At 71.7% G+C, this 24073-nt stretch carries 22 protein-coding genes; 13 read left to right on the top strand and 9 right to left on the bottom strand.

Annotated elements, in window-relative coordinates:
• Positions 1-267: 267 nt before the first annotated feature.
• Positions 268-654, bottom strand: coding sequence for a VOC family protein (locus tag AB0G84_RS08595; RefSeq protein WP_361317420.1), 387 nt, complete (start codon positions 652-654; stop codon positions 268-270).
• A 154-nt stretch (positions 655-808) separates the two neighbouring features.
• On the opposite strand from AB0G84_RS08595, the gene AB0G84_RS08590 reads away from it, so the two are divergent.
• The gene (locus tag AB0G84_RS08590) at positions 809-1342 is read left to right on the top strand and encodes a GNAT family N-acetyltransferase (protein ID WP_361317418.1); all 534 of its coding nucleotides are present in this window, start codon (positions 809-811) and stop codon (positions 1340-1342) included.
• A gap of 16 nt (positions 1343-1358) precedes the next feature.
• On the opposite strand, the gene AB0G84_RS08585 is transcribed toward AB0G84_RS08590, so the two are convergent.
• From AB0G84_RS08585 to AB0G84_RS08570, 4 genes are all read right to left on the bottom strand, one after another.
• The gene (locus AB0G84_RS08585; RefSeq protein ID WP_361317416.1) at positions 1359-2177 is read right to left on the bottom strand and encodes an amino acid ABC transporter ATP-binding protein; all 819 of its coding nucleotides are present in this window, start codon (positions 2175-2177) and stop codon (positions 1359-1361) included.
• Positions 2174-3073: an amino acid ABC transporter permease gene (locus tag AB0G84_RS08580; protein ID WP_361317413.1), complete on the bottom strand. Its 900-nt coding sequence runs from the start codon at positions 3071-3073 to the stop codon at positions 2174-2176. Before AB0G84_RS08580 ends, AB0G84_RS08585 begins: the two co-directional genes overlap by 4 nt.
• Complete coding sequence (locus AB0G84_RS08575) at positions 3070-3951, bottom strand: ABC transporter substrate-binding protein (RefSeq protein WP_361317410.1); 882 nt, start codon at positions 3949-3951, stop codon at positions 3070-3072. The genes AB0G84_RS08580 and AB0G84_RS08575 overlap by 4 nt, the downstream gene beginning before the upstream one ends.
• 187 nt (positions 3952-4138) lie before the next feature.
• On the bottom strand, positions 4139-4822 hold the full coding sequence (locus AB0G84_RS08570; RefSeq protein ID WP_361317408.1) for a glycerophosphodiester phosphodiesterase family protein: 684 nt from the start codon (positions 4820-4822) through the stop codon (positions 4139-4141).
• A 529-nt stretch (positions 4823-5351) separates the two neighbouring features.
• Between AB0G84_RS08570 and AB0G84_RS08565 the strand changes: the two genes are divergently transcribed.
• The 4 genes from AB0G84_RS08565 to AB0G84_RS08550 all read left to right on the top strand — a co-directional run bounded on the left by AB0G84_RS08565 (position 5352) and on the right by AB0G84_RS08550 (position 9751).
• Positions 5352-6749, top strand: coding sequence for a DUF6421 family protein (locus AB0G84_RS08565; RefSeq protein ID WP_361317405.1), 1398 nt, complete (start codon positions 5352-5354; stop codon positions 6747-6749).
• Between the two features lie 59 nt (positions 6750-6808).
• On the top strand, positions 6809-7570 hold the full coding sequence (locus AB0G84_RS08560) for an SDR family NAD(P)-dependent oxidoreductase (protein WP_361317403.1): 762 nt from the start codon (positions 6809-6811) through the stop codon (positions 7568-7570).
• The gene (locus tag AB0G84_RS08555) at positions 7549-8637 is read left to right on the top strand and encodes a low specificity L-threonine aldolase (protein WP_361317400.1); all 1089 of its coding nucleotides are present in this window, start codon (positions 7549-7551) and stop codon (positions 8635-8637) included. Before AB0G84_RS08560 ends, AB0G84_RS08555 begins: the two co-directional genes overlap by 22 nt.
• A gap of 391 nt (positions 8638-9028) precedes the next feature.
• Positions 9029-9751 (top strand): phenylalanine--tRNA ligase beta subunit-related protein, encoded by a 723-nt coding sequence (locus tag AB0G84_RS08550; RefSeq protein WP_361317398.1) that lies wholly within the window; start codon positions 9029-9031, stop codon positions 9749-9751.
• Between the two features lie 121 nt (positions 9752-9872).
• Here the strand turns inward: AB0G84_RS08550 and AB0G84_RS08545 are convergent, their stop codons facing one another.
• Complete coding sequence (locus AB0G84_RS08545) at positions 9873-10580, bottom strand: lysophospholipid acyltransferase family protein (RefSeq protein ID WP_361317395.1); 708 nt, start codon at positions 10578-10580, stop codon at positions 9873-9875.
• 277 nt (positions 10581-10857) lie between these two features.
• Between AB0G84_RS08545 and AB0G84_RS08540 the strand changes: the two genes are divergently transcribed.
• From AB0G84_RS08540 to AB0G84_RS08525, 4 genes are all read left to right on the top strand, one after another.
• Complete coding sequence (locus AB0G84_RS08540) at positions 10858-11223, top strand: thioredoxin family protein (RefSeq protein ID WP_361317849.1); 366 nt, start codon at positions 10858-10860, stop codon at positions 11221-11223.
• Between the two features lie 234 nt (positions 11224-11457).
• Entirely contained in the window at positions 11458-11964 is a 507-nt protein-coding gene (locus AB0G84_RS08535) for a flavin reductase family protein (RefSeq protein ID WP_361317847.1), read from the top strand.
• Between the two features lie 212 nt (positions 11965-12176).
• The gene (locus tag AB0G84_RS08530) at positions 12177-12965 is read left to right on the top strand and encodes an electron transfer flavoprotein subunit beta/FixA family protein (RefSeq protein WP_361317393.1); all 789 of its coding nucleotides are present in this window, start codon (positions 12177-12179) and stop codon (positions 12963-12965) included.
• A 117-nt stretch (positions 12966-13082) separates the two neighbouring features.
• Entirely contained in the window at positions 13083-14045 is a 963-nt protein-coding gene (locus AB0G84_RS08525) for an electron transfer flavoprotein subunit alpha/FixB family protein (RefSeq protein WP_361317391.1), read from the top strand.
• Positions 14046-14168: 123 nt separating this feature from the next.
• Here the strand turns inward: AB0G84_RS08525 and AB0G84_RS08520 are convergent, their stop codons facing one another.
• On the bottom strand, positions 14169-14684 hold the full coding sequence (locus AB0G84_RS08520; protein ID WP_361317388.1) for a DinB family protein: 516 nt from the start codon (positions 14682-14684) through the stop codon (positions 14169-14171).
• 228 nt (positions 14685-14912) lie between these two features.
• On the opposite strand from AB0G84_RS08520, the gene AB0G84_RS08515 reads away from it, so the two are divergent.
• Positions 14913-16232, top strand: coding sequence for an aldolase (locus AB0G84_RS08515; protein WP_361317386.1), 1320 nt, complete (start codon positions 14913-14915; stop codon positions 16230-16232).
• Between the two features lie 745 nt (positions 16233-16977).
• Here AB0G84_RS08515 and AB0G84_RS08510 read toward each other — a convergent pair.
• Entirely contained in the window at positions 16978-18018 is a 1041-nt protein-coding gene (locus AB0G84_RS08510; RefSeq protein ID WP_361317383.1) for a LacI family DNA-binding transcriptional regulator, read from the bottom strand.
• A gap of 140 nt (positions 18019-18158) precedes the next feature.
• On the opposite strand from AB0G84_RS08510, the gene AB0G84_RS08505 reads away from it, so the two are divergent.
• Positions 18159-19115: an ROK family protein gene (locus AB0G84_RS08505; protein ID WP_361317381.1), complete on the top strand. Its 957-nt coding sequence runs from the start codon at positions 18159-18161 to the stop codon at positions 19113-19115.
• A gap of 156 nt (positions 19116-19271) precedes the next feature.
• On the top strand, positions 19272-20063 hold the full coding sequence (locus AB0G84_RS08500; protein WP_361317378.1) for a hypothetical protein: 792 nt from the start codon (positions 19272-19274) through the stop codon (positions 20061-20063).
• Positions 20064-20171: 108 nt separating this feature from the next.
• Here AB0G84_RS08500 and AB0G84_RS08495 read toward each other — a convergent pair whose 3' ends face one another.
• Entirely contained in the window at positions 20172-22250 is a 2079-nt protein-coding gene (locus AB0G84_RS08495) for an NPCBM/NEW2 domain-containing protein (RefSeq protein WP_361317376.1), read from the bottom strand.
• Between the two features lie 700 nt (positions 22251-22950).
• On the opposite strand from AB0G84_RS08495, the gene AB0G84_RS08490 reads away from it, so the two are divergent.
• Positions 22951-24003 (top strand): NUDIX domain-containing protein, encoded by a 1053-nt coding sequence (locus tag AB0G84_RS08490; protein ID WP_361317373.1) that lies wholly within the window; start codon positions 22951-22953, stop codon positions 24001-24003.
• The last annotated feature ends 70 nt before the right edge of the window (positions 24004-24073 follow it).

Genomic DNA, 24073 nt, shown 5'->3' with positions numbered 1-24073 from the left:
GAAGAAGGGGCAGCCCGTGCGGCCGCACTCACCGCCGAGGCGCGCTTCTGCTACACCTGTGCGGGAGTTTTTTTCCAAGCCGCCTCCCCGGGCCACGATCGACGTGAAGGAGGCCGGTGGGGATCGCGGTAGCGACGAGTGTCTCTGCCTGGAAAGTAACCCTGTTCGCGCACGATTGGCTGAGGGTTGCTCAGTACCCCGGGCAAGGGTGGCCACTTCGAAGAGTCAATGGAATGCGGCCCGAGGTCCCGTGAGGCTGCGCCTTCGTCAGGGTCGGTATCGGAGTGGATGGTCCGCTGGGATTTCCACGATGACAACTTTGTGACCGTCCGGGTCGGCGATCCACATCTCGATCAGGCCCCAGGGCTCCTGTACGGGCGGGCGCAGCACCTCCACCCCGCGCGCCACCAGCTCCTGGTGCGCCGCCGCGGCGTCCGCCACCTGGAGCCAGAGCTGGAGGGTCTCGGTGGCGGGCCGCTCCGCGCGGCCGGACACCTCAAGGAAGCCGCCGCCGAGGAAGTACACCGTGCCGCGTTCGGGACCGGTGCCGAACTCCCGGTAGATCTCCAGCCCCAGCGCCTCACCGTAGAACGCCCGCGACCGCTCCGGATCGGACGGTCGCAGCAGCACTCTGCTGCTCAGTACGTGCACCATGCCGCGACCCTACGCCGCCGGCCCCGCTCCGCCCGGTGACGCCGCGGGACGAGCGGCCCTGACATCGCGGACGGCTCTCTTGTTAGCCTCACCCCAGCCCTTCGCCCGCCCCGCGCCGGCGGCTTCCGCCCGACCCGAGAGGACGTCGCCCACCATGCCCACCAGCGAGCTCACCTTCCGCTCCGCCCTCGACTCCGATATCCCCGGGCTCGTCGCGCTCATCGAGTCGGCCTACCGCGGGGACGCCAGCCGGGCCGGCTGGACGACGGAGGCGGACCTCCTGGAGGGGCAGCGCACCGACCCCGACGGCGTCGCCGCGGTGGTGCACGCCGAGAGCGGCCGGCTGCTGATCGCCGAACGGGACGGTGAGCTGATCGCCTGCTGCCAGCTGGAACACCGCGGCGACCACGCGTACTTCGGGATGTTCGCGGTGCGCCCGGAGCTCCAGGGCGGCGGCCTCGGCAAGGTCATCATCGCCGAGGCCGAGCGCACCGCGCTGACCGCCTGGGGCGCCCGCGAGATGCGGATGACGGTCATCCGGCAGCGCGAGGAGCTGATCGCCTGGTACGAGCGCCGCGGCTACCGGCGCACCGGGCAGCTCTCCCCGTTCCCGTACGGCGACGAGCGGTTCGGCATCCCGCAGCGCACGGACCTGGAGTTCGAACTGCTGGTCAAGCCGCTGGGCTGACCTCGGCGCCGGCCGGTCAGAGCCGGCCCGCCTGGATGATCCGCTGCAGGAACCGCCGGGTGCGGTCGTGCCGGGGCTCGCCGAAGACCTCCCCGGGGGTGCCGCGCTCCAGCACCACACCGCCGTCCAGGAAGCACACCTGGTCGGCGACCTCCCGGGCGAAGCCCATCTCATGGGTGGCGAGGACCATGGTCATGCCCTCCTCCTTGAGGTCGCGGACCATGCCGAGCACCTCGCCGACCAGCTCCGGGTCGAGGGCCGCGGTGATCTCGTCGAGCAGCAGCAGCCGGGGCCGCCCGGCCAGCGCCCGGACGATCGCCACCCGTTGCTGCTGGCCGCCACTGAGCCGGTCCGGGTACGCGCCGGCCCGGCCGCCGAGCCCCAGCCGCTCCAGCAGCTCATGGGCGCGCGCCTCGGCCTCGGCGCGCGGCACCCCGTGCACCCGGCGCGGCGCCAGCGTGATGTTGTCCAGCACGGTCATGTGCGGGAAGAGGTTGTAGGCCTGGAAGACCGCACCGATCCGGCGGCGCACCGCATCCGCATCGGTCCGCGGGTCGGTGATCTCCTCGCCGTCCAGGAAGATCGCCCCGTCGTCGATCTCCTCCAACAGGTTCGCGCACCGCAGCAGGGTGGACTTGCCCGACCCCGAGGCGCCGATCAGCGCGGTCACGGTGTGCGGGGCGACCTCCAGGTCCACGTCCCGCAGCACCACCGTGCCCCGCCCGTACGTCTTGCGCACCGACGTGAGCCGCAGCACCGGCCCGCCGCCGGGCTCCGCGGCCGACTCCCCGGCTGCCGGCACCGCGGCGTGCCCGCGGTGTTCCGTCGCACTCATACCAGGCCTCCCTGCGCGCGCTTGCGGTCCATCCGGGCGGTGATCCAGTCGGTGAAGCGGGTCATCGGGATCGTCAGCGCGACGAAGACCAGCCCGGCCACGACGTACGGCGTGAAGTTGAAGTCCTTGCCGGCGATGATCTGCGCCGCGTACACCGCGTCCACCGCGCCCGCGATGGAGACCAGGCCGGTGTCCTTCTGCAGGGACACCAGGTCGTTCAGCAGCGGTGGCACCACCCTGCGCACCGCCTGCGGCAGCACGACGAAGCGCAGCGCCTGCCCGCTGGTCAGCCCCAGCGACCGGGCCGCAGCCCGCTGCGAGGGGTGCACCGACTCGATGCCGGCCCGGAAGACCTCGGCCACATAGGCGGAGTACGTCAGCACCAGCGCGGAGCCGCCGAGCAGCACCGGATCGGTGGTCACGCCCTGCAGCCGCAGCGCCGGCACCCCGAAGACCACCATCAGCAGACAGATGATCAGCGGCAGCCCCCGGAAGAAGTCGGTGTAGGCGGTGGCCAGCGCGCGCAGCGGGAAGAACACCGGCCCGCGCAGCGTCCGGGCCACCGCCAGCAGCAGCCCGAGCACCAGCACCGCCGCCCCGCACACCACCAACAGCCGCAGGTTCAGCAGCAGCCCGTCCAGCACCTCGGGCAGCGCCTTGCGGGCGTAGGCGGCGCTGAAGAAGGTCTCCCGGGTACGCGGCCAGCCGGGGGAACGGGTGAGGACCAGGACCAGCACGCCGGCGGTGACCAGGGTGCTCAGCGCGGCGACCGCGGCGGCCCGCCGCGCCCGGGCCCGGCGGAAGCGTTCCCGCTCGATCCGCCGCGCCGAGGGCACATACCCGTCGTCGTCCGCCCGTTCCGCCCCCACGGCCAACTCCTGCTTCGCGTACGTCATTTCAGCACCGGGGCGTCGACGGCGTCGGTGAGCCACTTCTTCTCCAGCGCGCCGAGCGTGCCGTCCTTGCGCAGTGCGTCGACCGCCGCGGTGACGCACCCGGTGAGCGGGCTCTCCTTGTCCAGGACCAGCCCGAACTGCTCCTTGGCCGGGCCGGTGGCGGCGAACTGGCCGACCACCTCGGCGTCCTTTACCTCGGCCGAGGTGATGTAGAAGGCCGTCGGCAGGTCGGTGACGAGCGCGTCGACCTGGCCGTTCTTCAGCGCGGTCTTGGCCAGGTCGTTCTTCTGGAAGGGGGCGGCGAGGCGGGTGGGCCGGATGATGTCGTTGACGACGTCCAGGCTGGTGCTGCCGACCTGCGCGCCGAGCTTGGCGTCCTTGAGGTCGGCGAGGGAGCGGGCGTGCGCGGCCCGGGAGCCCTTGAGGGCGATCACCGCCTGGCGCACGTCGTAGTAGCCGGAGGAGAAGGCGACGGCGTGTTTGCGCTCGGCGCTGATGGAGATCTGGTTGATGTCGAAGTCGAACTTCTTCGCACCGGGCGCGAAGGCGTTGTTGAACGGCACCGTCTGCCACTCCACCGCCCCCTTGCCGAAGCCGAGCCGCTGGGCGACGGCATAGGCGACCGCCGCCTCGAAGCCCTTGCCGTTGGCCGGGTCGTCGTCGACGAACCACGGCGCGTACGCGGGCTTGTCGGTGCCGACGGTGAGCTTGCCGGTGGCCACGGTGGTCAGTTTGCCGTGTGCACAGCTCTGTTTGCCCTGCCCGGCGGCTCGGGGGCCACCGGGGGACTCGTCCTGCGGGGCGCAGCCGACGGCCGCGGTGAGCAGCACGGCGGAGGCGCAAGCGGCAAGGCGGAGAGGGCGGTTGACGAGGCGCATGCCGGGAGATTGGCAGTGCGCGAGGTGATCTGTCGAGATCACCGGGGCGAACGTCCGCATAGTGGAAGCACATGACGCGCAGATGAACGCCGGATGTCCCGTTTCTCCGGGTCGCGCCCGGTCCGGGTCCGCGCCCGGTCCGATCCGGGGCCGCGTCGGTGCCCGTGCCCGCGTCGTGCCGCCCGCGCTACGCCGTGAAGCGCACCGCCCGGCGGATCTCCGGCAGGTCGGTCACCACACCGTCCAGGCCCAGGCCACGGGCCAGCCGGAGCTGGTCGTGGGTGTTGACCGTCCAGGCCACCACCTTCAGGTGCGCGGCGTGCGCCCGCTCGACGAGTTCGAGGGTGAGCCGGCGGATGTTCAGCGAGAGCATGCCCGCCCCGACGGCCTGTGCGCGGTCGACGACGTCGGCGCCGTACCGGCTGCCCACCAGCGCGGTACGCACCCCGGGCAGCAGGGTGCGGATCGCGGCCAGCGCCTCGTCGTGGAAGGAGATCACCTCGACCCGGTCGACCAGATCGCGCGCCCGCATGACCTCCGCCAGCGCCTGGGCGGCCGCCACATCCTTGATCTCCGCCTGCAAAGGCGCCCCGACCGCCGCCACGACCTCCTCGAAGACGGGGATGCGCGCACCGTCACCGGCGTCCAGCTCGCGCAGTTCGGCCAGGGTGTGCTCGGCGATCGGGCCGGTTCCGTCGGTGGTCCGGTCCACGTCCGCGTCGTGCATCACCACCAGCGCGCCGTCCTTGCTTAGATGCAGGTCCAGCTCGATGACGTCGAGGCCCTCGTGCTCGGCGCGCACGAACGAGCGCAGGGTGTTCTCCGGCTCGACGCCCATCATCCCGCGGTGCCCGATGGTGAGAAAGGACATGGCTGCCTCGCTTCTGTCGGCTCGGTACTGCTGTCGGCTCTACGTCAGTGTCGGCCGTCGACCGTCGGCAACGGCGGTACGAAATGGCGCTCAGCCTAACGGGCCAGGGGGGAAATGAACCGTTTGCGGACGGAACCGCGGTGTGTCCAGTACAGCTACCCGCCAGATCCCGGCGCAGTCCGTCACCCGTCCGTGGGGGTGCCCGCGCCGTGCTGACGCGCGGGCGTGCGCCGGCTGCCGGGGGGTAGGAGAAACGCGCGTGACGGGCGGGGCGGTGAGCGGTGTGGCATATGCCATACGGCTCGTCGTGGGCATGTCGTACCCCCTCCGCCCGGCGCCCCGGGTGCCGCAGAAAGCCCGGAATCCCTTGGCTATACGGGCAGTACGTATGGCGACCGTCGGTAACCGCAGGAAAAAAGTGCGCGTGGGTGGGGTGTCGGCAGGATAATTTTCAGCAGCCCCCCTTGAGCGGGTGAACGGTGGCTGGTTACCGTGTGCTGACAGCACGATCTATCGCCGGAGGGCAGTCATGACGGAAATTCTTTCGCCTGTGGGTGTCCAGGGTGACGCTCCCACCGCAGAGCGTGTGGTCGAGCACCCGGCCTGGCCGGTCCTCAAGGAAGCCGTCGAGTCCATCCGCCCCTGGCAGTCCAAGGACGGCTCGATCGACCTGACCGCGGACGGCGCGCCGACCGCCGACGCTGTGCGCGCCGAGGTGGAGCGGGTGATAGCCGCCGTCGCCGAGCTCGCCCCGTTGCTCCCGCACAACGCCGCCTACCACACCGCGCTCGGCGCCGACCTGCGCCGCTGGGTCGACGACGGCTTCGGCGTGCCGGACTTCCTGGACTCGCTGCTCGCCTTCCAGCCCGCCCAGCAGCGCGCCGACGGCCTCCAGCACCTCGTGCTGTTCCCCATGTACACCCAGAACGGCAACCCGGACCGCAACTTCGAGGCCGTCGTGCTGCGCATGGTCTGGCCGGACTGGCTGGCTGAGCTGGAGCGCACCCGCTACGACAACGCCCTCTTCTGCGGGATCGCCTTCGAGGACTTCACGGCCGGCTACGACACCAACTCCGCGGTCCTCTTCCCGGAGACCATCGCGGTCCGCGAGGCCCCCGAGCGGTTCACCTGGGGCGGCATCTTCTGTGACCGCGAAGCCGCCCGCTTCCGCCGGGTCAGCGCCGCCGCCGTCGAGACCCTCGGCCTCGAAGTCCCCGAGGACATCCGCACGATGCTGGCCGACCAGGAGCGCTGCCAGGAGGCGTTCGTCCTGTGGGACATGGTGCACGACCGCACCCACAGCCACGGCGACCTGCCCTTCGACCCGTTCATGATCAAGCAGCGCCAGCCGTTCTGGATGTACGGCCTGGAGGAGCTGCGCTGCGACCTGACCGCCTTCAAGGAGGCCGTCAAGCTGGAGTCCGAGGGCTACTCCCAGGCGCGCGACGTGCAGTTCGCGGTGATCTTCGACCGGATGTTCCGGTTCCCCGTCACCGGCGACCGGGTCCGCAACTACGACGGCCTCGGCGGCCAGCTGCTCTTCGCCTACCTGCACAAGCACGACGTCGTACGCTGGACGGACAACACACTGCACATCGACTGGGACCGGGCGCCCAAGGTCACCAACGAGCTGTGCGGTGAGATCGAGAAGCTCTACCGCGACGGCATCGACCGGCCCAAGCTGGTCCACTGGCTCGCCGCGTACGACCTGGTCTCGACCTACCTGTCGCCGCACCCCGGCTCGGTCTGGGCCAAGGGCCCCGAGGCCCTCGACCTGGATCTGCCGCCGCGCAAGCTCGTCGACGACGTGCTCCCCGACGAGTTCCCGCTCAGCATGTTCTACGAGGCGCTCGCCAAGAAGCTGCGCTCCGTGATCTCCTCGACCAAGGGCATCACGGCCCACAGCGACGCGCTGGCGGCGGCGTGAGCTCCGACCGGCACCACCGGCCGCAGGCCGTCCACGAACACGACCAGGAGGCGACGGAGATGGGTACTTCGACGGGCGGTCAGGGGCCGCTGGAGGGCGCGGTCATCGCGGTGGCGGGCGCGGCCGGGCCGGCCGGCCGCGCCACCCTGCTGCGGCTGGCCGAGGCGGGCGCGACGGTCATCGGGTCGGACGCCAACGCCGAGCGACTGGCGGAGGCCGTGGACGCGGCCCGCTACGCCCACGGCGGCGCCAAGGTCGTCGGGGACACCGTCGACCTCCTCGACCTGGACCAGACCCGTGAGTGGGCGGCCCGTACGGAGAAGGAGTTCGGCCGGATCGACGGCCTGGTGCACCTCGTCGGCGGCTGGCGCGGTTCGTCGACCTTCGCCGAGACGGACCTGGCGGACTGGGACCTCCTGCACAAGCTGCTGATCCGCACCGTCCAGCACACCTCCCTCGCCTTCCAGGACGCCCTGGAGCGCAGCGACAACGGCCGCTTCGTCCTGGTCAGCGCGGCCGGCGCGTCCAAGCCGACCAGCGGCAACGCCGCCTACGCGGCGAGCAAGGCGGCGGCCGAGGCCTGGACCCTCGCCATGGCGGACGGGTTCCGCAAGGCGGGCGGCGAGCAGGGGCCGAACACCGCGGCTTCGATCCTGGTCGTCAAGGCGCTCGTCAACGACCAGATGCGCGCCGAGCGACCCAATGCAAAGTTCGCGGGCTTCACCGATGTCACGGAGCTGGCCGAGGCCATCGCCGGCATCTGGAGCCGGCCCGCGCAGGAAGTGAATGGACAGCGTCTGTGGCTGACCCCCGAGCCGTGAGCGGTGCGAAGACCGACGCGCGGCAGCACCACGATCCTCAGATACGCGGCTTCGCGAGTGACAACTACGCGGGTGCCCATCCGGAGGTGCTGGCCGCGCTCGCCCTCGCCAACGGCGGTCATCAGATCGCCTACGGCGAGGACGACTACACCGAGCACCTCCAGCGCATCTTCCGCAGCCACTTCGGGCAGCGTGCCCAGGCGTTCCCGGTGTTCAACGGCACCGGCGCCAACGTCGTCGCCCTGCAGGCCGTGACCGACCGCTGGGGCGCGGTGATCGCCGCGGACAGTGCACACATCAACGTCGATGAGTGCGGTGCTCCCGAGCGGGTCGGCGGCCTCAAGCTGCTGACCGTGCCGACCGAGGACGGCAAGCTCACCCCGGAGCTGATCGACCGGCAGGCGTGGGGCTGGGACGACGAGCACCGCGCCATGCCGCAGGTCGTCTCGATCACCCAGAGCACGGAGCTGGGCACGGTCTACACCCCGGACGAGGTCCGGGCGATCTGCGACCATGCGCACGAGCGCGGCATGGTGGTGCATCTGGACGGCTCGCGGATCGCCAACGCCGCAGCCACCCTGGACGTCCCGATGCGGGCCTTCACCAATGCGGCGGGCGTCGACATCCTCTCCTACGGGGGCACCAAGAACGGTGCGGTGTTCGGCGAGGCCGTGGTCGTGCTCAACCCCGACCGGGTGCGGCAGATGAAGCACCTGCGCAAGCTGTCCATGCAGCTGGCCTCCAAGATGCGGTTCGTCTCCGTCCAGTTGGAGGCGCTGCTCGCCAAGGACCTGTGGCTGCGCAACGCCCGGCACGCCAACACCATGGCGCAGCGGCTGGCGGCCGGGGTGCGGGAGATCGACGGGGTGCAGATCCTCTACCCGGTGCAGTCCAACGCGGTCTTCGCGCGGCTACCGCACGACGTCAGCGAACGCCTGCAGAAGCGCTTCCGCTTCTACTTCTGGGACGAGCAGGCCGGCGACGTCCGCTGGATGTGCGCCTTCGACACCACCGAGGAGGACGTCGACGGCTTCCTCGCCGCGCTCCGCGAGGAGATCGCCCGCTGAGCCCGGTGTCCGCTACCTGAGGTGCCGTATAGCTATGCGCCCGATTGGAAAGTCATTCCCTTCCGGTCGGGCGCTTCGCTATGCTCGCCGAGCAGGGAACTGATGCAACAAGTCCCGGAAATCGCCGTGTGCTTGGCGGCCGGTGGGCCATTGATCATGAGTACCCGCGGGCGCGGGCCACCGCTGCCCGATTGGCTGCCGCCGTTACCGATGCATATGCATGCATGTATGGAAGCCGCGTTCGCCTTCGTCGTGCGACCCGAGTGCAATGAAGTGGACCATGGGGTGCTGTTTGCTGAACCCCGACCGGTCGTGCTCCAATGCCTCCGGAAGGCCGGCGACCGGCCTCACCTCCGGCAGCTACTGCCCACCGACCTCTGAGGAACGGCCGATGCCCAGCCCCCTGCACCCCGGTACCACCCAGTCGCTGCACCTCTCCGACGAGGTGAGCGCCCTGGCGCCCGGCTTCGGCTACCTCGCCGTCGAGGCGCGCGGCCTGACCAACGGGCCCAGCGACGAGGCCGGCTCCGCGCTCCTGGACGAGGCGGCGCGCCGGTTGGCCGAGCGCCTCGGCGGGCGCGCGGTGCAGGACGATCCGCACCTCGCCGCCTGGCGTGCCGCGTACACGGCCTTCGGCAGCAAGGCCTCCCGCACTCGCAACTCCGCCGAGGCGCTCGCCCGGCGCGCCCTCGCGGACGGCGGGCTGCCCCGCATCAACCGCCTGGTCGACCTCTACAACGCGGTCAGCGTCGCCCACCTCATCCCGGTGGGCGGCGAGGACCTGGACCGGATCCAGGGCGGGATGCGGCTCGTACGGGCCACCGGTGACGAGCCGTTCGTCACCGTGGCTGGTGGTGCCGAGGCCGTCGAGTACCCGGACCCGGGTGAGGTGGTCTGGTGCGACGACGAGGGCGTCACCTGCCGCCGCTGGAACTGGCGCCAGGGCACCCGCACCCGGCTGACCGAGGACTCCGTCAACGCCCTCTTCCTGCTGGAGCGGATGGCCCCGATGACCCTCGACGCCCTGCGGGCCGCGGGCGCCGAACTGGCCGAGCTGCTCCAGCAGGCCTGCCCCGACGCCCGGATCCAGGTCGGTGACGTGCGGACCGTATGACGGGGTGGCCCCCCTCCGGTGACGGGGAGAGGCCCCTCCGGGCCGGGAGCGCGGCCCGAGGCCCGGAGCGTCCGGCCCCGGCCTGCGCGCTCTGTACGCCCGGTGCGCTACGCCCGCTGCGCTACGTGCCCGGTGCCGGAGCGGTGCCGCCCAGGTGCGCCGGGATCCACCAGGTGTCGTCGGGGCCCTTGGCGCGCACGGGGTAGGCGCGCTGCGCCGCCTCCAGCAGGTCCTGCACCCGCGTCCGCAGCCGGTCGGTGATCTTCTCGGCCTGCTCGTCCGGATCGGCTGCCACCGGCTCGCCCACCCGGATCGTGATCGGGAAGTGGTTGCGGCCCAGGTCGCGCTTGTGGCCCTTGGTCCACAGCCGCTGGGTGCCCCACAGCGCCACCGGCAACAGCGGCACCCCGGCCTCCTGGGCCAGCCGTGCCGCACCGGACTTGAAGTTCTTCAGGGTGAAGGACTCGGAGATCGTCGCCTCCGGGAAGACGCCGATGATCTCGCCCGAACGCAGCGCGGACAGCGCGTGCTTGTAGGCGTGCATCCCCTGGGCGCGGTCGACCGGGATGTGCTTCATCGCGCGCATCAGCGGGCCCGACACCTTGTGCCGGAACACCGCCTCCTTGGCCATGAAGCGCACCAGGCGCTTGGCGGGCCGGGCCGCCAGGCCCGCGAAGACGAAGTCCAGGTAGCCGATGTGATTGCTCACCAGCACCGCTCCGCCGCGGCGCGGGATATGGTCCGTCCCGGCGATGTCGAACTTGAGATCGAGCGCCTTGAACAGCGTGCGCGCGGCGCCGATCACGGGCGGATAGACCAGTTCTGCCATTGTCCGGAGGACCCCTTTTTCCATGCCTGGGGAGGGTTCTCCCGGCGGAAACCTACGCAGTCGTAACTGCGGCTTTCGGGAGATCGTGCCCCATCGAAGCCGAAGCGGCCAGCGCATGGGGCGCCCCGGACGGGAGATCCTCGTCACGTGGACGGCCTCCGACGGGAATCCTTGCGCTCGCCGGAACCGGGAATCTTTGCGCCGGTCGGAACGCTGCACCCGGGGACGACGAGGATGCGCGGTGTGCGGCGCGGTGCCCGCGGCGGCGGGCGTCGGCGTGTGGCACCACGTTGGGAAAGCGAGGCTGACGGTGCGGGAGCAGGGCGACCAGGGACGGCTGGGTGCGGCCAGGATCGGTGCCGCGCTGGGGGAGCGGGCCACCTTGTTGCAGTTCTCCAGCGCCTTCTGCCAACCGTGCCGCGCCACCCGGCGCACCCTCGCCGAGGTCGCCGGGATGGTCGACGGGGTGGCGCACGTCGAGCTCGACGCGGAGGCGCACCTCGACCTCGTACGGGAGCTGAAGGTGCTGCGCACCCCGACGGTCCTGGTGCTCGACGCGGACGGCCGGATCGTGCGCCGCGCAGCGGGCCAGCCCCGCAAGGCCGATGTCATCGCGGCGCTGGGGTCGGCGGTCCGTGATTGATCTCCCAGTGGGTGGGCGCCCCTTGACGCTGTGGCGCGCCTTTCGTCACCCTGACGTGATGCGGCCAGGACCCCTTCTCCCCCTTCTGCACGGACGTGCCCACGTCGATCTGCTGCGCACCGCCAGCGCCCGCTGTCCGGGCGTGTGAGTAGCGACGACACCCGTGCCGCCGGCCGTTCCCCGGCCTTCTGCGGCGCCACCCCGGCTCGTTCACCCCAGGAGAAGGACAACTCCATGACGGTCTCGCCCGACCTCGGCACGCCCCGCACCGCCTCCCCCGACCTCCTGCGCTCCGTCTTCCGGCAGCACGCCGCCGGCGTCGCCGTGATCACCGCACCCGGCGCCGCCCCGGTCGGCTTCACCGCGACCTCCCTCACCTCCGTCGCCGTCGATCCGCCGCTGCTGTCCTTCGGCATCGGCACCGGAGCCTCTAGCTGGCCCGCGGTCTCCGAGGCCACGCACATAGGCGTCCACCTCCTCGGTGAGCACCAGCAGGAGCTGGCCGCCACCTTCGCCCGCAGCGGCGCCGACCGCTTCGGCCCCGCCACCTCCTGGCGCACCGGCCCGGAGGGCGTGCCCCTCCTGGACGACGTCCTGGCCTGGCTGGTGTGCCGGGTCGTGGCGCGGGTGCCGGCCGGCGACCACCGGATCGTGTTGGCCGAGCCCGTCGTCGGCGACCCCGCGGGGCCCGGCCGCCCCCTCCTCTACCACCAGGGGCGCTTCAACGCTCTGCGGGACTGACGGGTTCCTTCTCCGGCTGCTCTTTCCCCGTTCAGGGTCGTTGGCAAGGTCACATTTCGACGGCCTTGATTCGGGGCACGAGACTGGATGTACTGGCGAGTAATATGACGGTCGGCGTGGGGATCCGCTTCCGGCCGGGAGTCGCCCCGAGAGGCGCCTATGCTGCCAGCACAAGGCAGTTCTGAAGAGACGAAGCAGGTAGGAGAGCCGGCGTGAGCCTGAGGATCGTTGTCTGTGTGAAGTACGTGCCCGACGCCACCGGCGACCGGCACTTCGCCGAGGACCTGACCGTCGACCGTGACGACGTGGACGGTCTGCTCTCGGAGCTCGACGAGTACGCCGTCGAGCAGGCCCTGCAGATCAAGGAAGCCGCCGACGACGACGCGGAGATCACGGTCCTGACCGTCGGTCCCGAGGACGCCAACGACGCGCTGCGCAAGGCTCTTTCGATGGGCGCCGACAAGGCCGTCCACGTCGAGGACGACGACCTGCACGGCACCGACGCGCTCGGCACCTCCCTCGTGCTCGCCAAGGCCATCGAGAAGACCGGCTACGACCTGGTCGTCTGCGGTATGGCCTCCACCGACGGCACCATGGGCGTGCTGCCGGCACTGCTCGCCGAGCGGCTGAACGTCCCTCAGGTCACCCAGCTCTCCGAGGTCTCCGTGGCCGGCGGCAAGGTCACCGGCCGCCGGGACGGCGACACCGCCAGCGAGCAGCTTGAGGCCGCGCTGCCGGCCGTTGTGTCCGTCACCGACCAGTCGGGCGAGGCGCGCTACCCCTCCTTCAAGGGCATCATGGCCGCCAAGAAGAAGCCGGTGGAGTCGCTGGACCTGGAGGACCTGGAGATCGAGGCGGACGAGGTCGGCCTCGAGGGCGCCTGGACCAAGGTCGAGGACGCGGCCGAGCGTCCGGCCCGTACGGCCGGCACGATCGTCAAGGACGAGGGCGAGGGCGGCAAGCAGCTGGCCGAGTTCCTCGCGGGCCAGAAGTTCATCTAGCGGCCGGGGCACGGGGCCCGCGGCGCAGCCGCCGCACCACCCGCCCCGGGTCGTCACCGCACCACAGGCCCGTCCTCATCACAACCGCCCTCATTCTTCCCGCAGGAGAGCAATCCCATGGCTGAAGTCCTTGTCTACGTCGACCACGTGGACGGCGCCGTCCGCAAGCCCACCCTCGAACTGCTCACCCTCGCCCGCCGCATCGGCGAGCCGGTAGCCGTGCACCTCGGTGCCAACGCCGAGGAGGCCGCCAAGGTCCTCGGCGAGCACGGTGCCGTCAAGGTGCTGGCCGCCGACGCGCCGGAGTTCGCCGAGTACCTCGTCGCCCCCAAGGTCGACGCGCTGCAGGCCGCCTACGACGCGGTCTCGCCGGCCGCCGTGCTGCTGCCGTCCTCCGCCGAGGGCAAGGAGATCGGTGCCCGCCTCGCGGTGCGCATCGGTTCCGGCATCATCACCGACGCCGTCGACCTGGAGGCCGGCGACGAGGGCCCGGTGGCCACCCAGTCCGTCTTCGCGGCCTCGTACACCACCAAGTCCCGCGTCTCCAAGGGCACTCCGGTCATCACCGTCAAGCCCAACTCCGCCGCCCCGGAGGCCGCGCCGGCCGCCGGTACGGTCGAGCCGCTCGCGGTGACCGTGGCCGACTCCTCCAAGGGCACCAAGATCGTCTCGCGCACCCCGCGCGAGTCGACCGGCCGCCCGGACCTGACCGAGGCCGCGATCGTGGTCTCCGGCGGCCGCGGCGTCAACGGCGCCGAGAACTTCCCGGTCATCGAGGCGCTCGCCGACTCGCTCGGTGCGGCCGTCGGTGCCTCGCGCGCCGCCGTGGACGCCGGCTGGTACCCGCACACCAACCAGGTCGGCCAGACCGGTAAGTCGGTCTCGCCGCAGCTGTACATCGCGGCCGGCATCTCCGGTGCGATCCAGCACCGCGCCGGCATGCAGACCTCGAAGACCATCGTCGCCATCAACAAGGACGAAGAGGCGCCGATCTTCGAGCTGGTCGACTACGGCGTGGTCGGCGACCTGTTCGACGTCGTCCCGGCCCTGACCGACGAGGTCAAGTCCCGCAAGGGCTGACCCGGCCGGCCCACCGGGGCCGTCACGGCACCCGGACCAGGCCCTCGCACGAGGCCCCGTACGCACCATGCGTACGGGGCCTCGTGCGGTCCGGGCTCGTCGGCCGGGCGGGGGCGTCCGGCCTCAGCTGCCCGTCGAGCCGTCGAGCCGCTCGCGCAGCAGGTCCGCATGGCCGTTGTGGCGCGCGTACTCCTCGATCATGTGGACGTATATCCAGCGCAGGTTCCGGGTGTGCCCCCGGATCATGAAGGTCTCGTCCAGGCCGCGGTCCGCCACCGCCCGGTCGCACTCCTCGATCTCGGTCCGGAGGGCGGCGAAGTCCCGCTCGGCGGCGGCCGGGTCGAGGTCGTCGAAGTCGGCGTCGGGGTTCTCCTCGGTGTAGTAGTGCTCGCCGACCCGCTCACCGAGGAAACGCTGGCGGAACCAGCTCCGCTCGACATCCGTCATGTGGCGCACCAGCCCGAGCAGGGTGAGGCCGGACGGCGGGTTGGCGGCGTGGACGAGCTGATCGGCCGTGAGACCGGCGCACTTGGTGAACAGGGTGTCGCGGTGGAAGTCGAGCCAGCCCTGCAGCATCTCCCGCTCGCCGACGGCGGCCGGAAGTGCACTGCGCTGGATGGAGGGTGCGGTCCATGTCATGACGGGGAGTCTGGCGTGCCCCGGCCGGGCGCGCCACGGGTTTACCGGCCCCGTGGGAGCGCGCTTCTGGCCGGTCGGCCCCGCCGGGCGCCGGTGACCTGCGCCGCCCCGGGCGGGAGGGTGTTGACCTCGGCAATCGACCCGGATAGCTTCGCTCTACGGATTGTTGATTCCATTAGGCGGAAAAACGCCCGGCGGGCTGCCGGCGTGCGCACCGGGAGGGTATCGATGGGGCAGCAGGAGACCGTGGCGACGAGCCTTGCGGACACCGTACGCGAGGGGATCGGAGCCGCGCTCGCCCAGGTGGACGCGGACCTGGCCCGGCGCTACCCGGGCGACCCCGGCACTCGTCAGCCGGTGCACACGGTCTACGTCCCCGGCGATGTCTTCGCCGCCGACACCATCCGCTCCTGGGGCGACCAGGCGCTCGCCGCCCTCGACGAGCACGCCCCCGACGCCGGCGCGCTCGCCGCCGTACTGGGGCTCCCCGACGGCCTCGCCGCCGAGGTCCACGACCGCGTCCGCGCCAAGCTGACCCGCGAGCCCATCGAGGACCTGCGGATCGACTTCGAGGACGGCTACGGCCCGCGCCCGGACGCCGAGGAGGACGCCGCGGCGGCCCGCGCCGCCGCCCTGGTGGCCGCCGCCTACGGTGGGGGCACCTCCCGGCCGGGGGCTGGCGGAGGTACCGCGTCCCCCTATGTGGGCATCCGGATGAAGTGCATGGAGGCCGCCGTCCGCGACCGCGGCATCCGCACCCTGGACATCTTCCTCACGGGGCTGATGGAGGCCGGCGGCCTGCCCGACGGCCTGGTCCTCACCCTCCCCAAGGTCACCTACGCCGAGCAGGTCACCGCCATGGTCCGCCTGCTGGAGGCCTTCGAGAGGGCGCGCGGCCTGGAGAGCGGCCGGATCGGCTTCGAGATCCAGATCGAGACCACCCAGTCGATCCTCGGCGCCGACGGCCGGGCCACCGTCGCCCGCATGATCGAGGCGGCCGAGGGCCGAGCCACCTCCCTGCACTACGGGACCTTCGACTACAGCGCGTCCTGCGGTGTCAGCGCCGCCCACCAGTCCCTCGACCACCCGGTGGCCGACCACGCCAAGGCCGTGATGCAGGTGGCCGCAGCGGGTACGGGCGTGCGGCTGTCCGACGGCTCGACCAATGTGCTGCCGGTGGGCGCCACCGCCCAGGTGCACGACGCCTGGCGGCTGCACCACGGCCTGGTCCGCCGCTCGTTGGCCCGGGCGTACTACCAGGGCTGGGATATGCACCCGGCCCACCTGCCCACCCGTTACGCAGCGGTTTACGCCTTCTACCGCGAGGGCCTCGAACCGGCCGCGGCCCGGCTCGCCGCGTACGTGGCCAAGGCCGGCGGCGATGTAATGGACGAGCCGGCCACCGCCAAGGCCCTCAGCGGCTACCTCCTGCGCGGCCTGGACTGCGGCGCCGTCGACCCCGCCGAGGTGGCCGGCCTCACCGGGCTGACGCGGGGGGACCTGGAGGTCTTGGCGGGGCGTGTGACGGGGGCCGGTGCGGGTGCGTGACGGGGAGCGGTGGAGCGCGTGAGGGGGGCCGGCGCGGGCGCGTGACGAAGACCGGCCGGGGCGTGACGGAGGCCGGCGGGGGCGCATGACGGAAGCCGGCCGGGGCGCGTGACGGAGGCCGGTGGGGGCGCGTGACCACGGTGGGCTGACGCGTGGCCGCCGTCCCCTCCCGTGCGGTTGGCGCGGCGCTCCCTCATGGTGCTTCCCTCCGGGGGCTCCTCAGGACGCGGGTCCCCTCCGTCCGTGCGTACGGCAACGGCCCATGGCGGCGGGCGCGTCGGTACGCCCATCGGCGGTTCGTCGACGGGCCGTTGCCGTGCCGTGGGTGCCGCTTTGCCCGGGCGCCGGCGCGCCGTCAACTGCCGCTGCGACGCTGTCGCCGGAGCGTTGTCAGTGGCGCGTGCGAGCATGGCTCTGCGGTGGAAACGGAGCCACAGCGGGGGGAGCCATGAGGTCGGGAACGGGCGCTGTCACAGGGCAGTTGACGGTGGAACAGCAGGCCGGGCCGCCGGCGTTCGGCCGCGCTGAGCGAGGGCGCGCCGGCCGCGCAGGAAGGTGTCCGCACGCCGGACGTCGCACGGTCCGGGGGCTGATCCGGGCGGTCGGCGACCGTCGCACGGCCGCCCCTGCTGCGAGCCGCGCCGGGAACTCCGCCGGGGACCGTGCCGGGGGCCGACTCCGTGCGGCGCGGGTCGCGGGCGTCGTACGCGTCGTACGGCGCGCTGCCGTGGTCCGCCTCTTGCGGTCAGTCCTCCGCCGGCGGGATCTCGCCGGAGCCGCGGGCGATCAGGCGGGTGGGGATCTCCGTGCGCTGCGTGGGGTCGGCGATGCCGTCGAGGCGACGGAAGAGCAGACCGGCGGCCGTACGGCCCATGCGGGCCGGGTCCTGGGCGACGACGGTGATCGCCGGCCGGACGAGATCGGCCAGCTCGAAGTCGTCGAAGCCGACCAGCGCCACCGGGCGCAGACGGGCGCCGAGGACACGTACGGCGGTGACGGTGACGCGGTTGTTGCCCGCGAAGAGCGCGGTGACCGGCTGCGGCCCTTCCAACATGGCGTCGGCGGCGGAGCGGACCCGGTCCGGAGCGGTGGAGCCCAGCGACACCCAGGAGTCGTCAACGGGCAGGCCCGCGGCGGCCATTGCGGTGCGATAGCCACGCAGCCGCTCCCGGGTGGTGTGGATCCGCGGCAGGTCGCCGATGAAGCCGATCCGCCGGTGGCCGTGCGCGATGAGGTGGGCCACCGCGTCCCGGGCGCCGCCGAAGTTGTCGGAGAGCACCACATCCGCGTCGATCCGGCCCGCCGGGCGGTCCACGAACACGGTCGCTATCCCGGCCGCGATCTCCGGTTCCAGATACCGGTGGTCGTCGGCGGCCGGGATGATGACCAGCCCGTCCACCCGCCGTGCGCAGAGCGCCAGGACCAACTCCTGCTCGCGGGCCGGGTCTTCGGCGCTGGACCCGTTGATCAGCAGTGCGCCGTGGCTCCGGGCGACCTCTTCGACGGCGCGGTTGAGCGGCCCGTAGAAGGGGTCGGCGAGATCCTCCAGTACGAGGCCGATGCTGGCGGTGCGGCCCTTGCGCAGGATGCGGGCGGAGTCATTGCGACGGAAGCCGAGGGCGGTGATGGCCTCCTGGACCCGGCGTTCGGTGTCGGGGGTGACGCCCGCCTCGCCGTTGACCACACGGGAGACCGTTTTGAGGCCCACCCCGGCACGCGCCGCGACATCCTTCATCGTGGGCCGGGTGCCATAGCGGCGAGAGGTGCCTCGGGCGGAGTCGGTCACGGATGCGGCCCTGTTTCTTTCGGCGTCGAGTGTGGCGTCGAGCATAGCCTCTAGACAACGTTGTCAAAGGGCGAAAGACTGGCGTTCTCGCGCCGGGTACGTACGCCCCGGCCCCAGGCCCACCAGGAGATTCCACACCGATGCAGACGGACCTCAGCGCAGCCCTGGACATCGGCGGCACCAAGATCGCCGGCGCTCTGGTGGACGCACACGGCAGACTGCTCGTACGGGCGGCCCGGCCCACGCCGGCTGACCGGGACGGGGCGACCGTGATGCGTGCGGTGGCCGAGGTGGTCCGGGAGCTGGCCGCGGAGCCGGACTGGCGCCGGGTGACGGCGGTCGGCATCGGCAGCGCGGGCCCGGTGGACGCCCAGGCCGGCACGGTCAGCCCGGTGAACATCCCCGGCTGGCGGGACTTCCCGCTGGTCGCCGGAGTGCGGGCGCTGGTCGGGGGCCGTCCGGTGGTGCTGGTGGGCGACGGTGTGGCGATGACCGCGGCCGAGCACTGGCAGGGTGCGGCGCGTGGCCATGCCAACGCCCTGTGCATGGTGGTCTCCACGGGAGTCGGCGGCGGGCTCGTCCTCGGCGGGCGGCTGCACCCCGGACCGACGGGCAACGCAGGCCACATCGGACACATCAGCGTTGACCTCGACGGCGACCCCTGCCCCTGCGGGGCCCGCGGCTGCGTCGAACGGATCGCCAGCGGCCCCAATATCGCCCGCCGGGCGCTGGCCAACGGCTGGCTGCCGGGCCCCGACGGGGACACCAGTGCCGCCGCCGTGGCCGCCGCGGCGCGGGCCGGCGACCCGGTGGCGCGTCGCTCCTTCGAGCGAGCCGCCCAGGCGCTGGCCGCGGGGATCGCCGCCACCGCCACCCTCGTCGAGATCGACATAGCGGTGATCGGCGGCGGCGTCGCGGGCGCGGGTGACGTCCTGTTCGCCCCGCTGCGCTCGGCCCTGCGGGACTACGCCAAGCTCTCGTTCCTCGCGGACCTGACGGTCGTACCGGCCCAGATGGGTACGGACGCCGGTGTGGTGGGTGCCGCCGCGGCCGCGGCGCAACACTCCCGCCTCGATGCGTTCGTCCCCGCTCCCTGACCCCACCACGACGCCCTTCCCGCACGCCCCTTGGCCTGTTGCGTCCGCAGCTCCCGCAAGGAGCCGGCCGACCCCGCGATGCCGGCCAACCGGTGGATCCCGCTTGCCTGCGGTTCCCACTGGGCTTGCCACGCTTCCCTGAACAGCCGTTGCCACGTGCTCGCCGTGCAGCAGACTGATGTCATGGCGGTGGATTGGGCTCTGTTACGAGGTCTCGTCACAGCGGCGAAGACCGTGCAACAACTGGTGGCCGACGAGTCGGCACAGCGCATGTCGGAGATCCTCGGTGCCGTGGCAGAGGTTCACTGGGAGACAGCTCGCCGCCAGTGGCTCGATGTCAGAAAACTGGAGGGAACGGAGCGGGCGCTGAAGCTGGAGGCGGTGGCGAATTGCCTTGAGGTGGCGTTCACCGCTCGCGAGAAACAGCTGGATCCGTACCGGCCTTGGGAATGGCTGCCTGAACGCTGGGAGCAGACCGGGAGGTTGAAGCGGCTACGGCTGAAGTCCTCGGAATGGCTGCCCGAGCACCTCAAAGGCACCAAGAAGTTGCGACACTTCCGCGAGGCCGCGGAGTCGGCGAGTCAGATCGCTCTGATCAATGCATGGATCTACCTCTTGCTCGGAAACCGGGCGCCCACCGTGCACGACCGAGTCGACGACGCCCTGCACAGGTTCCGGCAGTACATGGCGATCCAGACCGAACTGTTCACCATATACGGGGAGGTGTACGAGTACGGCAGGACTCCGGCTCTGACCGTTGAGAACTCCGCTGCGGAATACGACTACGTCAACGCGATGGCCGCCGCCAGGAACGCCAGGGCCCTCCACCGCGAGTCGTCCGCCGCGCTGCTGTCCATCAAGGCGATGACCAGAGCCCTGACCGGGGTGGAGGCCGACATCGCCCCCTTGGACAGCGCTCGTTATCCGGACCTCGAAGATCAGCGTTGAGTGTGCGAGCGGCCCCCGGAGCAGGGCGACGGACGGGCGCCGGGGCAGAAGGGGGCGGGGTTGCCGCGCCCGGCGCCGTGCCCCGGCGGCCCGCGTTCAACTCGGGTATCAGCAGGTGAACTTGGCGTCTCCCCAGTCGGCGTGGTCGTAGTCGATGCCGTCCCCGCCGTCGGTCACCACCAGGCGGACGGTGGTGGCGCCGGTGATCCGAGCGTCGATCGTGGCTGCCGCGTCGGCGCCGGTCAGGGTGCCGCTCTGGGCGACGCGTCGGCCGTCGGCCCACACCTCGAAGCCGACCGAGCCGCGGTCGCCGACCTCGTCGTCGACCCCGGTCCGGGCGCTGAAGGCGGTGCACCGCCCGCCGGTGTAGAAGCTGACCTCGGAGGGTGCGTGGACGCCCAGGCCCTTGGCGAAGCCGCTGCCGCCGATGCTGAGCGGCCTGCCGTCTCCGGCGCCCTGCTCCCCGACGCTGGAGTTCCGCTCGACCGGTCCCCAGCCGTTGGACGAGGTCAGCCAGGGCAGTTCGGCGGCGTCCGCGGTCCCGGACGGCGGCGGCACCACGACGTGGGCCGTGCCGGGGAGGGCGGCGGTGGCGCGGGTGCCGCCAGGTGAGCGGTAGTCCGCGGTGAGCGGGAGCGCGTACGCGCCGGGCTTGGTGCCGGCCGGTGCGGTGATCCGCCAGCTGGTGGTGAGGGTCCGTCCGGCGGGCAGGGCGCGGGTGGTGGCCGGCGAGGTGGCCTTGATCCGCCAGCCCTGTGGGGCGTTGAGCGTGACCGTGAGGTTCCGGGCGGGGGTGCCGCCCAGGTTACGGACGGTGGAGCGTAGTCCGCCGGCGGTGCCGGCCTCGACCAGCGGACTGCCGTCGGTGCCGGGCTCGACCGCCGGCGGGTAGTGCGCCCACTGTCGGTCGGCGGTGACGCGGTAGACGACGGTGCCGTGGGCGGGCACGGTCGCGGAGAGGTCGCCCGCGGTGTGGGTGTCGCGGTGCTGCCACAGATCGCGCAGACGGTAGCCGGCTGCCTGCGGGAGGCCGACGTCCTTGGCGGTGGTGGAGATCCGCTGCGGACGGTCGGTCTCGTTGAACAGCGCCACCGCGCGGGCGCCGTCGGCCAGTTGCTTGACCAGGGTCCACCGGCCGGAGTCGGAGTTCAGCACGGTGGCCTGCTTGCCGAGCGGGTCCTGGTCGAGCGCGATGACGTCCTTGTTCGACAGGATCTCGAAGGTCTCCGGCGCCGCCTTGCGCAGGTCGGAGCCGATCAGCAGGGGCGCGGACATCATCGACCACAGCGAGAAGTGGCTGCGGTACTCGGTGTCGGTCATCCCGCCGTTGCCGACCTCCAACATGTCCGGGTCGTTCCAGTGCCCCGGGCCGGCGTACTGCGCCAGCGGCAGGTTCTGCTTGGCGATGGCGAGCATGCTCGACCAGGAGTCACTGATGTCGCCCGTGGTCCGCCACAGGTGCCCTACGTCCGACGCCCACTCCCAGGGCTTGTTCTCGCCCCATTCGCAGATGCTGTAGACGATGGGCCGGCCGGTGGCCTTCAGCGCATCGCGCATGGTGCGGTACCGCTGCTTGGCGTCCACACCCCAGTTGTTGCAGTTGTCGTACTTGAGGTAGTCAACGCCCCAGTCGGCGAACTGCCGGGCGTCGGACTGCTCGTGCCCCAGGCCTCCGGGGAATCCGGCCTCGTTACAGGTCTTGGTGCCGGCGCTGGTGTAGATGCCGAACTTCAGCCCCTTGGAGTGGACGTAGTCGGCGACCGCTTTGATGCCGTGCGGAAAGCGCTGGGGATCCGGTACGAGCTTGCCGTTCGCGTCGCGGGAGGGCAGCGCCCAGCAGTCGTCGAGGTTGACGTACTGGTAGCCGGCGTCCTTGAGGCCCTTGGTGAGGAAGAGGTCGGCGATGCCCTTGACCATCTCCTCGTTGAACTCCGCCCGGCAGTGGGTGGAGTTCCAGTTGTTGAACCCCATCGGGGGCGCCGCGGCGAGTCCGCCCGGAAGGCGGGGTGCGGGGGTGGTGCGCCCGGCGTCGGTGGTGTGGGGGACCGCGGCGGGGGCCGGGGCGTGCGGCACGGCCGCCGCAGCGGGCAGGGCGGTCACCCCTGCCGTACCCAACAGCGCGGCGGACAGCACTCCGATGATTCTTCGGTGTCCTCGGCGGTGCATGGTGCGGATACGAACGCGCATGGTTCGCGTCCTCCGTCTTCGTGAGAGGTGTGGTGAGGGCGTGTACCTGTCACTGGCGAGTGTTTACGGTAGGGCTTGTTGGAGACTGTTGGAAGAGGGGTGGTGAGGGTGCGGAATCCGTCGGTCAAATCCCTGGATGTGCCGAGCTGTTCGGAGTGCCTTCCCGTCCCTGGCGTTTGTTTCTGTTTGGTTCCCCTCCGTAGGGGCGTGGGGTGCGGCCCGGGTACCGTTCCGCGACGGCGGCGCTGAGGCCCACGGATGCGGAAGGGCCGTCGGAGACGGAGCTCGGATGTCCCGGACCGTGCGGCGGGACGCGGCGGGCGGGGCGGGAGTGGCGGGCCGGGGCGGCGGCGAGCCCGCCGCCACCCTCCGGCGGCTCGATGCGCCGCCGTCATATGCGGATTTCGCGGTGCCGGCGCAGGTGCGCACACCCGGTGTGCGGGTGAGGGTTTCGGTGCAGGAGGGGCTGGGGAGCGCTTGTTTGCCGGGGACTTCGCGGCGGGGGACACGTGACCGGCGTCCCCCTCGCGATGCCACGTCACGATCGATGCGTCCACGGGGGCGGGAAACGGAGCGCCCCCGGCCGGGCCGGTGACCGAATGCGCTGCGTTCCCGGTGTGCGCGCAGCCCGTGGACCCCCAGCGTTTCCGTGGCAGGGTGTGGCGGGCAACTCACCTGGGTCTAGGGAAGAGGGGAAACCGTGATCGTCTGGCTGAACGGCACGTTCGGTGCGGGCAAGACCACTGCGGCTCATGAATTGCTCGACCTGCTTCCCGGAAGCACGCTCTACGACCCTGAACTCCTCGGCGACGGGCTGCGGTTGATGCTGCCCGCCAAGCGGTTCGAAGAGGTCGACGACTACCAGGACCTGCCGTCCTGGCGGCGGATGGTCGTCGACACCGCGGCCGCGCTGCTCACCGAGGTGCCCGGCCCGCTGGTGACGCCGATGACCCTGCTGCGCCAGGAGTACCGCGATGAGATCTTCGGTTCCCTGGCGGCCCGCCGGATACCCGTCCGGCACATCCTGCTGCATGCGGAGGAAACGATCCTTCGGCAGCGTATGGCGCACCGCGAGGAGAACGCGGAGAACGGGGAGAACGCGGAGGAGGCGCAGGAGCCCACCGCCGTCCGCCGCTGGTCCCTCGCGCACCTAGAGCCCTACGCCGACGCGCTGTCGTGGCTCAAGGGCGATGCGCACCTGGTGGACACCAGCCGGCTCACGCCCCGGCAGACCGCGGAACGCGTTGCCGAGGCCCTCCGCACCGGCGCCGGCGCCTGCGACATCGTGCAGACCCCCGAACCGACGGCCGAGACCCTCGCCTCGGGCGTCCTGCTCTTCGACGACCAGGACCGGGTGCTGCTGGTCGATCCCACCTACAAGGCCGGCTGGGAGTTCCCCGGCGGGGTCGTCGAGCGCGGGGAGCCGCCCGCCCAGGCCGGCGTACGGGAGGTCGCCGAGGAACTGGGCATCGAGCTGCCGCGCGCCCCCCGGCTCCTGGTGCTGGACTGGGAGGCCCCCCAGCCCCCCGGCTTCGGCGGCCTCAGACTCCTCTACGACGGCGGCACCCTCACCGACGAACGGATCGGCAAACTGCTGCTGCCCGGCGCCGAGTTGCGCGCCTGGCGCTTCGTCACCGAGGCAGAGGCGGAGCTCCTGCTGCCGCCGGTGCGCTGGAACCGGCTGCGCTGGGCCCTGCGCGCCCGGGAACGCGGCTGCCCGCTTTACCTGGAGGCCGGAGTGCCGGTCGGCTGACCGGGGGGAGACTCGGGCGCCGCACCCTCCGGCCGTTCGGCGGCCCGGGTGGCCGTACGCCCCCCGGTGG

Source organism: Streptomyces sp. NPDC020742 (assembly GCF_040641675.1).
Taxonomy (GTDB): domain Bacteria; phylum Actinomycetota; class Actinomycetes; order Streptomycetales; family Streptomycetaceae; genus Streptomyces.
The sequence above is the reverse complement of the archived record's forward strand: the minus strand, read 5'-3'. Positions and strand labels throughout refer to the sequence as shown.